This window comes from Pseudomonas sp. TCU-HL1 (assembly GCF_001708505.1).
Classification (GTDB): Bacteria; Pseudomonadota; Gammaproteobacteria; order Pseudomonadales; family Pseudomonadaceae; genus Metapseudomonas.
On sequence record NZ_CP015992.1, the window covers coordinates 2128513 to 2140601 of the forward strand.

The following is a 12089-nucleotide window of genomic DNA, read 5'->3' on the forward strand; positions in this document are numbered from 1 at the left end:
ATGACTGTTCAGGTACATCCGTCCGCGATCATCGATGAAGGTGCCCGGATCGGTGACGGCTCGCGTGTCTGGCATTTCGTTCATGTTTGCGCCGGCGCGTGCATCGGAAAGGGCGTCTCGCTTGGACAGAACGTCTTTGTCGGCAACTGCGTCGTGATCGGCGATCACTGCAAGATTCAGAACAATGTCTCCGTCTACGACAATGTTACGCTGGAAGAGGGGGTGTTCTGCGGGCCTAGCATGGTGTTCACGAACGTCTACAACCCCCGATCCCTGATCGAGCGCAAGAGCGAGTACCGCGATACGCTGGTTCGTCGCGGCGCCACCTTGGGCGCCAATTGCACCATTGTCTGCGGGGTCACGATTGGCGAGTTCGCGTTTGTAGGCGCGGGCTCAGTGGTGACCAGGAACGTGCCGGCATACGCACTTATCGTCGGCGTGCCGGGGCGACAAATTGGCTGGATGAGCGAGTTCGGTGAGCGGCTCGCTTTACCCTTGCAAGGGGAAGCGCAGGCAATTTGCGAACATACCGGCGCCCGTTATGTTCTGCAGGGCTCGACACTCAGCAAAGAGGATTCGTGATCCATGATCGAGTTTATCGACCTCAAGGCGCAGCAGCTCCGTATCAAGGACAAGATCAATGCTGCCATCCAGCGAGTTCTGGCTCATGGTCAATACATACTCGGCCCTGAAGTGACCGAGCTGGAAGAGCGCCTGGCGGCGTATGTGGGGGCCAAGCACTGCATCACCTGCGCCAATGGTACCGATGCTCTCCAGATCGCCCAGATGGCACTTGGCATTGGGCCTGATGATGAGGTCATCACGCCGGGCTTCACTTACATCGCGACGGCCGAGACTGTTGCCTTGCTTGGCGCGAAGCCGGTTTACGTGGATGTGGATCCGCGCACATACAATCTTGATCCATCCCTGCTGGAAGCCGCGATAACGCCTCGGACCAAGGCCATTATTCCGGTCTCGCTCTACGGGCAGTGTGCGGATTTCGATGCGATCAACAGCATCGCGGCCAAGCATGGCATTCCCGTCATTGAAGACGCGGCGCAAAGTTTTGGCGCGACCTACAAAGGCAAACGTTCTTGCAACCTGACCACCATCGCGTGCACCAGTTTCTTTCCGAGTAAGCCGCTGGGTTGCTACGGAGATGGCGGTGCGATCTTCACCAGTGACCATGAGCTTGCTGTCGTGCTTCGACAGATTGCGCGCCATGGGCAGGACCGGCGTTACCACCATGTACGAGTGGGTGTTAACAGTCGTCTGGATACGCTGCAGGCGGCGATCCTGTTGCAGAAGCTGGATATCTTCGAGGACGAAATCACGCGGCGGCAGGCGGTGGCCGCATCCTATGACCGGCTGCTGAACCATGTAGGTATTCATACGACTCCGTACATCGAACCAGGGAACCTGAGCGCTTTCGCGCAATACACTATCAGAGTGTCGGGTCGGGATTGTGTCATTGAGGGGCTCAAGGCGAGGGGGGTTCCTTGCACCGTTCATTACCCAATTCCGTTGAACAAGCAGCCGGCAGTCATTGACCGGCTGGCATCGTTGCCAATCGGCGATGTATTGGCAGAAGAGGTAATGAGCCTGCCGATGCATCCTTATCTTGATGTTGACTCCATTAACCTGGTCGTCGAAGGAATTCGCCATCGGAATGGCTTGCTGTGAGCATGGATTATGACTGATGTACTTGGCAGGAGAGTTCTGGTTATTGGTGATGGTGCATCAGTATTCGTTCGTGACTTTATCTGCCAATATCATGGAAGAGGCGTGCGTATCGACCTGATTTCTTTCTCGTGCTGCGAGGAAGTTCCGGGTGTGGAGTCTCAGTTCAATTGCCGTTTCAGTGCTGGCGGCTTGGGTAAGTTGCTATTTCTACGTGATTTGTATTCGGCGCTGCGGCGAACGGATGGCGTCTATGACAGCGTGGTGCTTCATTTCGTCTACCCATTCATGGCGTTCTTTTTGCCATTTCTCCGCGGGAAATCCAGACGACTGATTTCGGTCGTCTGGGGAAGCGATTTCTATAGATCAAGCTTTGTTAAGAGAGTTGCCCAGGCGATGATCTTCTGGGCTTCGACAAGGATTGTGTTTACCAATCCAGAGACGCTGAAGGATTTTTCTCGCGGAGTGCTCCGACCCAAGAGCAGGCTTTGTGTGGCACGATTCGGATTGCCTGTGCTGGATCAAATAGAAAGATATCAGGAGAATGATGCGGATCGCTCGGCGCTGTGTGGGTTCTTTGGTCTTCCAGCAGAACGAAAGATAGTTCTGGTTGGCTATAATTCCAGCCCAGCGCAGCGCCATGTCGATATAGTTCGTGAACTCCGGCGGCTGGACTCATCCATCAGGAACAGGATGCATCTCGTTTTTCATCTGGGCAGGGGCGGGGACCAGTTGAAGTCCACTTTGAGGGACCTGCTCGCGGAGTGTGAAATCGCCGAATATACCATCCTGTCCGAATTCTACGGGTTCTCTGATATTGCCAGGTTGCGCTGTGTCACGGACATCTTGATAAATGTTCAGGTAAGCGACCAGTTCAGCGGGTCTATGCAGGAGACTCTTTATGCTGGCGGGGTGGTAGTTGCGGGAGACTGGCTACCGTATCAGGAGTTGTTATCGTTTGGTCGTCAGATTTGCCTGGTGCACTCACTTGGCGAGTTGCCAGCAATGGTTGAGCAGATTGTAGTGTCCAAAGCCAGTTCGCACACGTCCCCCGGCTTGAAAGACTATATTGCAGGTGTGTCAAGTTGGTCGGCAACCATGCATCATTGGGATGATGCCCTTTTCGGGGGCGCTGATTAGTGCGTTTCTCCAAGATTTCAGGGTTTGCCATAGGGCCAGCCGCCAATGCGGTACTGGGGGTGGTGAGTCTGCCGTTAATCACGTGGATGTATTCAAGCGAGGACGTTGGGCGACTGGCGTTACTACAGGTGGTCTCCAGTTTCTTTGTTCTTGTCCTCAGTCTTGGTCTTGATCAATCCTATGTGCGCGAGTATCACGCATCGCGCAATAAGTCTTTGCTCTTGCGGTTGGCCATTACCCCTGGGCTATTCTTGCTACTTCTCTGTGTTTTAGTTTCGTTTTTTATCTTGCGACTGCTTTCCGATGGTGTTTTTTCTATCGATAGTGCACTAATCGGATTTTTGATCGTTCTGTGTTTTTCCTCTTTGTTTTTCACTCGGTTCTCAACCTTGATATTGCGCATGCAGGAGCGCGGGGTGACCTTTTCGCTATTTCAAGTCCTGCCGAGACTCTTCTTCATTCTGCTGGTCTTGTCCTTCTACCTGGTGTGGGGTAACCAGCAATTTCTGGCGTTGATTTCCGCGCATGTCGCATCGGTGGTTGTAGTTGCGATCCTGTGTTTCTGGGTTGTTCGTCTGGAGTGGCGGCTCGCCCTGGGGCATCAATTCAATATTCATGAAAGCGTGCCCTTGCTCAAATTTGGTATGCCGTTGGTCGCCGGCGGGCTTGCCTACTGGTGTATGTCGACGATTGACAGGGTCCTTCTGCGGAGCCTTTCAGGGTTCGAGGAGCTTGCTGTCTATTCAGTTGCGACAAGTTTCGCCATGGTTACCGCGATATTTCAAAGCGTGTTTTCCGTGGTCTGGGCGCCGATCGTATACAAGTGGGTCGAGCAGGGGGTCGAGTTAGACCGACTGAATGTAATTTCCGAGACTGTGCTGCTGGTCGTTCTGCTGTTTACCTGCATTGCGGGTTTTTTCTCGTGGGTACTGCTGTTCGTGCTTCCCGAGGAGTACGCCAGGGTGCGTTTCCTCCTTCCGGTCTGCATGCTTTGCCCGTTGTTCTATGCCTTGTCGGAAGTCAGCGGCATTGGGCTGGGAATCTCCAAGCGAAGCGGCTATGCAATGCTGGCGTCGCTCATTGGATTGCTTATCGCCGTGATCTGCAATTTCTTGCTGATTCCCCGATTGGGGGCCGCTGGCGCGGGGGTAGCCTCGGCGGTTGCATTCTGGTTCTACCTGCTTTTACGGACCGAGTTTTCCTACCGTGTGTGGCAGCCGACTCCGCGGCGGAAGATGTACTTCTCGACCTTTTTGCTGCTTCTCGTTTCCTCCTATTCCGCCATCAGCGTCGAATTGAGTGTGTTTTACTTCGCTTCGATGTGGCTTTTTTTTGCTGGGTTTTTTATTGTGATTTTCTGGTCTAGAATTAATTACCTGTGCAAGTATTGGTGGCAATAGGCTGTCAATAAATTTCCCAGGTTTTTATATCCTTGGCTATATAGAGGTGCTGAATATCTTTGCGTTTTTTGTTTTTATGTAGTTTTGCGTTGTTTGGGCTTGTTTTTCGGTTTTTTTTGGCGTCATTGCCCATGCTAATCGGGTGTCTGGGTTGGGGTGCTCGAATTTTACGGGTTCTTCAAGTTAACCTTTATGTTCGAAAATTTGGCTAAATTTAATTTTTAAACTTAAGAGGGTTTAGTATTTTTAGGGTGTTTTGGGATGCTCTTGCTTAAAAGAAGCTATAGGCTGGTCACAGTTTGTTCGGGTCAGGTTCAGGCAGGCGCATGTCCTATGGGGGGCTATTTATCTCTTTCGAGTGATCATGTCGAATGGTAAGTTGGTCGGCTCTGGCGTCAGCTGCCATGGCGTGAGGCTACAGAAATTTAACCGAATTTATATATGTTGAGCGGTCTAGTAATTTCAGCCTAAATTATTTGATGGTATCACTGTAGTGTTGATGAGGTTGTGAGTTAGAAGGTTTTTAATGAGGTTTAATGAAAGTATATCTCATTGCCTTGTGTGTTAAAGTGGATGAAGCCATTGGCTCGATTCGGCCCGAGAATTGGGCTGGCTGGTTGAGCAGGGAGCATGAAGTAACAGTAATTGCCCGCGAGTTAAAAGGGGCTGATGATGCCAATGACGAGTTTTCAGTGGTGCGTCCCGCGAGTTTGCTTATGCGAATTCTGGAGTGGATGAGCGACTGCAGGAGGAATGGAAGACTAAATTCCCAGGTAAAGTCGGAGAAAAACTCAAGTAAGGAGGCTTTCGATGATATGGCCAGCACGCCTGCTGGAGTATTTTTCTGTCGAATGCCTTGCCTTTATGATATCTGGTTCTTTGCCTGTTATCGTGCGCTTAGAAAAAACAGGCCCGAACTGATAGTCGCCAACCATAGCCATTATGTCGGGCTCGTTGTTGCCTGGATTTATTCATTACTGAATCCACAGGCCAAACTATGGGTGGATTTTCGTGACCTATGGGTGGGTAATCATTTGGCTATCGGAATCGGTGGGGGCAAACGCTTCGAGAAGTGGTTTGAGTTGAGGATGCTCCGGCGTGCGGATGTCATCTCTACTGTAAGTGAGGGGCTGGAATCGTAGATTTTCTTCGGTGAGCGTATAGGGGAATATTTTGTTCTTTTGGAACGGTGTATGAAAGTCTCGATCCTGATGCCGGCATTCAATGAAGAGAAATTCATAGATGATGCGATAAAAAGCATTGCTAAACAGATTGTCGATTATGAGATTGAACTGATCTGTGTTGATGATTTTTCGTCCGATGGCACTTGGGTCAAGTTGGTGGCTCTGGAGAAGGAGTACTCTTTTGTCAGAGCCTTTAGGAATGTCGAGAAAGGCAAATGCAGCGCATTCAATTTGGCCTTCGAGCATTCAACTGGCGACTATGTGATGTTGCTTGCTGGCGACGATATGCTTCCTGAGGGGGCTCTCAAGGCAAGGGTTGAACCGCTGCTGGATGCAGGCCCTTACGCTATAACTGCTTGCAAATACAGGACTACATCGACGGACAGCAGGCTGGATGGCATGGTAATGCCGAAATTGAAGGGGACCGGTGCCCTGTCAGGTGGGACTATCGTGTTCTCCAGAGAGTTTGCGCTGAAGGTTTTTCCGATCCCGAGTTGTCTTGTTAGTGAAGATATGTGGATAAAATGCCATATCGAGTATCTTGATGGAATGCGAGTAATCGATGTTCCAGTCGTCGGCTTGATTTATCGACTGCATGAAAACAATTCATTGCGTCGGGATGTCGGTTTTGCTGTCAAGAGTGAAGATATTCGCCGTAGGTCCATGGTTTATAGCGTTTTTCTTGAGTCTAAGCGAGCGGCGCTTAGTCAGAATTGTATTGAAAAACTTTCTAGGCTGGCTGCTTTGGAAACACTGCGTGCATCTGGAAGTCGGTTGAGCATTTTGCTCTTCAAGGGTGTGCCGCTGATAGATAAGTTGCGCGCGCTAGCATATTCACATGCCGTCTGTTATTGGTTGCACAGCAGGCTTATTCGGTTTTCCACGGGGTTCGCGCGGTGAGTTTCCATATCGGGGTCACGCGCACATCGAATAATTATATTTGTGGACGATTTCATGAAGCGTAAGCGCATCTGCTTTGTTGTCGCGGTTCCGATGACGGTAACTGCGTTCCTGAATGCTCATATCGAGCGCCTGGCTGATGAGTATGATGTCTTTGTCGTGTCCAACTTTTCTTCCGGTGATGTCGGTATCTCGCCCAAGGCTGAAAAGGTTCACGTCGAAATCGCACGCGAGATTTCCCCTTCACGTGATCTCAAGGGGTTGTTTGCGTTAATGCGAGTTTTTCGCAAATACAACTTCGATGTTGTTCATTCTGTGACTCCAAAGGCTGGTCTCCTGTCAATGATTGCGGGCTTCCTTGCCAGGGTGCCGGTGCGGATTCACTGGTTCACCGGGCAGGTCTGGGTGACCCGCAAGGGACTCGGTCGCCAGTTGCTGAAGTCTGCTGATCGAACCATTGCTGCATTGGCCACTCATTTGCTGGCTGACAGTCCGTCCCAACGTGATTTCCTGATAAGAGAAGGCGTGTGCTCCGCCAGGAGGATCGAGGTGATGGGCGACGGCTCCATTTGTGGCGTGGATGGCCAGCGTTTCCGTCCGAATCTGGAGGCTCGCCGGGTGATTCGCGAGGCTCATGGCATTGGTCCGGATGAGGCCGTGGTGCTCTTTCTCGGGCGTTTGAGCGTCGACAAAGGATTGAGGGAAATGGCCCAGGCAATGGCGTTGCTCGACCAGAAGTTCCCGGCAGTGCACTGGCTGATTGTCGGTCCTGACGAGGAGCGGATGGTCGAACACTTGCAGGAGGTCGGACGTGCCTTGGGTAATCGCCTGCATTTCCAGGGATTCACTCGTGAACCGGAGGCATATATGGCCGCAGCTGATATCTTCTGCTTACCTAGCTATCGCGAAGGGTTTGGTAGTTCGGTGCTTGAGGCGGCAGCGGCCGGAGTTCCTGCTGTGGCAACTCGAATCTACGGTCTTTCCGACGCTGTCGAGGATGATGTGACAGGGATTTTGGTGGAACCCCGAGACCCGCAGTCACTGACTCACGGTCTGGCGCGGATGTTGGGTGAGCCGGCACTCATGGCTCGTATGGGGTTGGCCGCGAGGGAGCGAGCATTGGGGCGGTTTTCTAGCAGGCGGATCGTTGATGAGTTGTTTTTCTTTTATCGGCGAATCCAGTTTCGCTAGTGGAGTGAATGAGTGATCAAGCGTGCTTTTGACGTTTTCTGCAGTGCAGTTGGCCTGCTTTTGCTCTTTCCCCTGTTGCTGCTGTTGTTCGTTGCGGTTCGACGCTATCTCGGTGCGCCCGCACTTTTTCGCCAAGTGCGGCCTGGCATGGATGGCCGGCCGTTCGAGATGATCAAGTTCCGCACGATGCTCGATTCGACGGACGAGGCAGGCAAGCCTTTGCCGGATGCGCAGCGCATGACGCCCTTCGGTCGGTTTCTGCGGGCTACCAGCCTGGATGAGTTGCCCGAGTTGTGGAATGTGCTCAAGGGCGACATGAGTCTCGTAGGGCCGCGGCCACTATTGATGGAGTATCTGCCCCTCTACAGCCCGGAGCAGGCCAGGCGCCATCAGGTCAGGCCAGGGGTAACGGGCTGGGCGCAGATCAACGGCCGGAATGCATTGAGCTGGGACGACAAGTTCGAGCTCGATGTCTGGTACGTGGATAACCGATCGCTCTGGCTGGACATCCGGATCCTGTTTCTGACCGTGCGCAAGGTGTTCGTCCGGGAAGGTATCAGCGGGGAAGGCGAGGTCACCATGTCGAAGTTCACAGGTAACAAGCAGTGAATCGATTGGCGCTGTTGGGCGCTAGCGGCCACGGCAAGGTGGTGGCTGATACCGCTGAAGCTTGTGGGTGGAACTCCATCGTGTTCTTCGATGACGCATGGCCGGCCTCCGAGCGCAACGGTCCTTGGCCGATAGACGGCAGTGGCGCTGATCTGCTCAGGCGTTTGTCGGACTTCGATGCGGTAATGGTTTCGATCGGCAACAATCGCATCCGACTAGCCAAGCTGGAGTCTCTGAGGAAGGCGGGAGCCCGTTTGATCAACCTGATTCATCCCTCTGCGGTCATCAGCCGATACGCTGTGCTTGGCGAGGGAACGGTGGTCTTTGCTGGTTCCGTGGTCAATGCGTTTGCGCAGATCGGCAAGGGCTGCATCCTGAACACGGGTTGCAGTGTCGATCACGACTGCAGCCTTGCCGATGCTGTCCATATCAGCCCTGGCGCACGCCTGGCTGGTGGAGTTCGAGTAGGTGAGGGAAGCTGGATTGGTATTGGTGCGAGCGTACGCCAATCGGTTTGCATAGGCAGCGATGTGGTGGTCGGCGCTGGAGCCGCTGTCGTTGCCGATACAGTCGACAAGGTCACAGTCGTGGGTGTGCCGGCAAGGATCAAGTGACGTGGTTGACGGTCACTTGGGCGGCTTACTCGTTTAGTTTTGAAGGTTCTACGGGATATTACTTGTGCTGAATACTCCATTTTCTCCCTGGCCGTACTTTTCTGAAGAAGAGGCCGATGCTGTTCGAAGTGTCATCTTGTCCAACAAGGTCAACTACTGGACGGGGAAGGAGTGCCGTGAGTTCGAGCGCGAGTTTGCCGACTGGGTCGGCACAAAGCACGCGGTGGCGCTGGCTAACGGAACTGTCGCCCTGGACGTTGCGCTGAAGGCGCTCGACATTGGTGTAGGGGATGAAATCATTGTTACTTCGCGGACCTTCCTGGCGTCGGCGTCTTGCATCGTGAATGCCGGTGCCGTCCCCGTTTTTGCCGACGTTGATCCCGACTCTCAAGCGATCACTGCCGAGTCGATTGCCGCGGTGGTCACGGCTCGTACTCGGGCGGTCATTTGCGTGCATCTGGCCGGCTGGCCGTGCGACATGGATCCGATCATGGCCCTTGCTGCCAAGCACGGTTTTTACGTCATCGAAGATTGCGCGCAGGCCCATGGCGCCCTCTACAAAGGGCGCCCGGTAGGATCCATCGGGCATATCGGTGCCTGGTCGTTCTGCCAGGACAAGATCATGACTACGGGGGGGGAGGGTGGCATGGTCACAACCAATGACACTAACCTGTGGTCGAGCATGTGGTCGTTCAAGGACCACGGCAAGTCGTGGGAAGCTGTTTACGAGCGGGAGCATCCATCCGGTTTCCGTTGGTTGCACGAGAGCTTCGGTACCAACTGGCGGATGCTCGAGGTCCAGGCTGTCATTGGACGAATCCAGCTGAAGAGAATGGCCGCGTGGCAAGCCGCACGCCTCGAGAATGCCAATCGAATCTGGAAGCTCTCCGACGGTCTGCGTGGGCTGCGCGTGCCGGCTCTGCCCGATACCATCCGCCATGCCGCCTACAAATGCTATGTGTTTCTGGAACTCTCTGAGCTCAAGTCCGACTGGAGTCGAGATCGAATCATTGCTGAAATCACTGAGCGGGGGGTTCCATGCTATTCGGGCACCTGTTCCGAGGTTTATCTCGAAAAGGCTTTCGATGGTACGGGGTGGCGTCCCCAGGGGCGTTTGCCTGTTGCCAAACAGCTGGGCGAGACCAGCTTGATGTTCTTGGTTCATCCGACGCTCAGCCAGGCGGAGATCGATAAGACCTGTGATGTCTTGGCAGAGGTAATGGCTCTGGCCGCAGCATGATCCGAGCAAGACCGTGATGTGTCGCTGATCTATATAAAAATGAGGATGCTTTTGTGTTGAGGGCAATTGACCTGTTGCGTGAGCGGCTACTGAAACTGCCGCGTCGAACAAAGCGCATGGTGCAGGTTGGCATGGATGTGGTCTTGGTGTGGGCCGCTCTTTATCTCGCCTTTGTGGTGCGGTTGGGTGTGGACCAATTGGTATTGCCGTGGGACGGATATACATGGCTTTTTCTTATTGCGCCTCTGATTGCGATACCATTATTTGCTCGAATGGGTATGTATCGCGAGGTCATGCGCTATTTCGGTAATGCTGCGCTTATCGCGATTGCCAAGGCAGTCACCCTGTCAGCTCTGACCTTGGCCTTGATTGTCTATTGGCACCAGGATGCGCCTAGAACTGTTCCGCGTTCATTGGTATTCAACTACTGGTGGATCAGCTTCGTCATGGTGGGGGGGCTGCGGTTGTTCATGCGCCAGTACTTCCTTGGTGACTGGTATATGGGCGGTCAATCGCTGCCCTTTGGGACTCGAGAGGATACGCTTCCTAAAGTTGCGATTTATGGGGCCGGCGCCGCTGGCAACCAACTGACTGCCGCACTGCGCATGGGGCGTGCCATGCGTCCGGTCGCCTTTATCGACGATGATAATGGCATCGCCAATCGGGTTATTTCCGGCTTGAGGGTGTACAAACCCAAGCATATCCAGCAGATGGTCGATGAAACGGGCGCTCAGGAGATCCTCCTGGCAATCCCCTCGGTGTCTCGTAGTCGGCGCAAGGAAATTCTCGCAATGCTTGAGGGGTTGCCTCTGCATGTGCGAAGTGTGCCTGGCTTTATGGATCTGGCCAGCGGACGAGTGAAGGTCGACGATATTCAGGAGGTGGATATTGCCGACCTGCTCGGGCGGGATGCTGTGCCACCTCGGCAGGAATTGTTCGAGCGCTGCATTCGCGGGAATGTAGTCATGGTGACAGGCGCGGGCGGTTCTATCGGCTCGGAACTCTGTCGCCAGATTCTTGGTTCTGGTCCAGAGACACTGCTGCTGTTCGAGCACAGTGAGTTCAATCTTTACAATATCCAGATTGAGCTAGAGAGGCGCTTGGCTCGCGAGTCAATGAACATAACCCTGGTTCCGATCCTGGGTTCGGTTCGCAACCGAGGTCGGCTTTTGGATGTCATGCGGACCTGGAAGGTTGACACTGTCTATCATGCTGCTGCCTATAAGCATGTTCCGATGGTCGAGCATAATGTGGCTGAGGGTGTGCTCAATAACGTCATGGGGACTTTGTACACCGCTGAAGCTGCAGTGCAGGCGGGTGTCGAGAACTTCGTGCTGATCTCTACTGATAAGGCGGTGCGGCCCACCAACGTCATGGGTAGTACGAAGCGTCTCTCCGAAATGGTCCTGCAGGCTGTGAGCAGCGAGCCAGCACCAGTGTTGTTCGGCGACAGCGAAGCGATGCACCGGGTCAACAAGACCCGTTTCACCATGGTTCGCTTCGGGAACGTTCTTGGTTCTTCCGGATCGGTGATCCCGTTGTTCCGAGAGCAGATCAAACGTGGCGGGCCGGTAACTGTCACCCATCCCAATATCACGCGTTACTTCATGACGATTCCAGAGGCTGCGCAGCTGGTGATTCAGGCGGGTTCCATGGGGCAGGGTGGGGATGTCTTTGTTCTGGACATGGGGCAGCCGGTAAAAATCGCCGAACTTGCGGAGAAAATGATTCATCTTTCCGGTCTGACTGTTCGCTCAGAAAAAAACCCCAACGGCGACGTCGCGATCGAGTTCACCGGGCTGCGTCCAGGGGAAAAACTCTACGAAGAGCTGCTGATTGGCGACAATGTGAGCCCGACCGACCACCCGATGATCATGCGTGCCAACGAAGAGCATCTTTCTTGGGAGGAGTTCAAGCGCGTACTGGCCGAGCTCTTTGCTGCCGTCGAAGCTGATGACTACGTCCGTGTACGCCAACTCCTACGCGAAACGGTCAACGGTTACACCCCCGGAGAGGAAATAGTTGACTGGATTCATCAGCAGCGGCGAATTGAGCCTTCCAACTCCAGGCATTAGTTTGTGTGGGGCGGTTATGGATGTACCGCCCTTCCCCTTAATGACATGGAGTGTAT

At 53.7% G+C, this 12089-nt stretch carries 11 protein-coding genes; all 11 read left to right on the forward strand.

The features are described 5' to 3' along the window. The 11 genes from THL1_RS09815 (at window position 1) to THL1_RS09865 (ending at window position 12033) form a co-directional block, all read left to right on the forward strand. The gene (locus THL1_RS09815) at window positions 1–582 is read left to right on the forward strand and encodes an acyltransferase (RefSeq protein WP_069083101.1); all 582 of its coding nucleotides are present in this window, start codon (window positions 1–3) and stop codon (window positions 580–582) included. 3 nt (window positions 583–585) lie between these two features. Next, entirely contained in the window at window positions 586–1683 is a 1098-nt protein-coding gene (locus tag THL1_RS09820; protein ID WP_069083102.1) for a DegT/DnrJ/EryC1/StrS family aminotransferase, read from the forward strand. Between the two features lie 102 nt (window positions 1684–1785). Next, window positions 1786–2820: a hypothetical protein gene (locus tag THL1_RS09825; protein WP_069083103.1), complete on the forward strand. Its 1035-nt coding sequence runs from the start codon at window positions 1786–1788 to the stop codon at window positions 2818–2820. Next, a complete protein-coding gene (locus THL1_RS09830; protein ID WP_069083104.1) occupies window positions 2820–4220 on the forward strand; it encodes a lipopolysaccharide biosynthesis protein in 1401 nt (466 codons plus the stop codon). Before THL1_RS09825 ends, THL1_RS09830 begins: the two co-directional genes overlap by 1 nt. A gap of 536 nt (window positions 4221–4756) precedes the next feature. After that, window positions 4757–5362, forward strand: coding sequence for a glycosyltransferase (locus THL1_RS09835; protein ID WP_069083105.1), 606 nt, complete (start codon window positions 4757–4759; stop codon window positions 5360–5362). Between the two features lie 51 nt (window positions 5363–5413). Further along, window positions 5414–6304 (forward strand): glycosyltransferase family 2 protein, encoded by an 891-nt coding sequence (locus tag THL1_RS09840; protein ID WP_069083106.1) that lies wholly within the window; start codon window positions 5414–5416, stop codon window positions 6302–6304. A 54-nt stretch (window positions 6305–6358) separates the two neighbouring features. Further along, window positions 6359–7495 (forward strand): glycosyltransferase, encoded by a 1137-nt coding sequence (locus THL1_RS09845; protein ID WP_069083107.1) that lies wholly within the window; start codon window positions 6359–6361, stop codon window positions 7493–7495. Between the two features lie 12 nt (window positions 7496–7507). Continuing rightward, window positions 7508–8104 carry a sugar transferase gene (locus THL1_RS09850; protein WP_069083108.1) on the forward strand — a complete coding sequence of 199 codons (597 nt, stop codon included), beginning with the start codon at window positions 7508–7510 and terminating at the stop codon, window positions 8102–8104. Continuing rightward, window positions 8101–8718 (forward strand): acetyltransferase, encoded by a 618-nt coding sequence (locus tag THL1_RS09855; RefSeq protein WP_069083109.1) that lies wholly within the window; start codon window positions 8101–8103, stop codon window positions 8716–8718. Before THL1_RS09850 ends, THL1_RS09855 begins: the two co-directional genes overlap by 4 nt. Window positions 8719–8782: 64 nt before the next feature. After that, entirely contained in the window at window positions 8783–9958 is a 1176-nt protein-coding gene (locus tag THL1_RS09860) for a DegT/DnrJ/EryC1/StrS family aminotransferase (RefSeq protein WP_069083110.1), read from the forward strand. A gap of 116 nt (window positions 9959–10074) precedes the next feature. Next, window positions 10075–12033: a polysaccharide biosynthesis protein gene (locus THL1_RS09865; RefSeq protein ID WP_069086464.1), complete on the forward strand. Its 1959-nt coding sequence runs from the start codon at window positions 10075–10077 to the stop codon at window positions 12031–12033. Window positions 12034–12089 lie beyond the last annotated feature (56 nt).

Bases quoted from the DNA above. Each gene is read 5' to 3' on its own strand.
- THL1_RS09815 (WP_069083101.1), top strand. From the start codon at position 1: ATGACTGTTCAGGTACATCCGTCCGCGATCATCGATGAAGGTGCCCGG.
- THL1_RS09820 (WP_069083102.1), top strand. From the start codon at position 586: ATGATCGAGTTTATCGACCTCAAGGCGCAGCAGCTCCGTATCAAGGAC.
- THL1_RS09835 (WP_069083105.1), top strand. From the start codon at position 4,757: ATGAAAGTATATCTCATTGCCTTGTGTGTTAAAGTGGATGAAGCCATT.
- THL1_RS09840 (WP_069083106.1), top strand. From the start codon at position 5,414: ATGAAAGTCTCGATCCTGATGCCGGCATTCAATGAAGAGAAATTCATA.
- THL1_RS09845 (WP_069083107.1), top strand. From the start codon at position 6,359: ATGAAGCGTAAGCGCATCTGCTTTGTTGTCGCGGTTCCGATGACGGTA.
- THL1_RS09865 (WP_069086464.1), top strand. From the start codon at position 10,075: ATGGTGCAGGTTGGCATGGATGTGGTCTTGGTGTGGGCCGCTCTTTAT.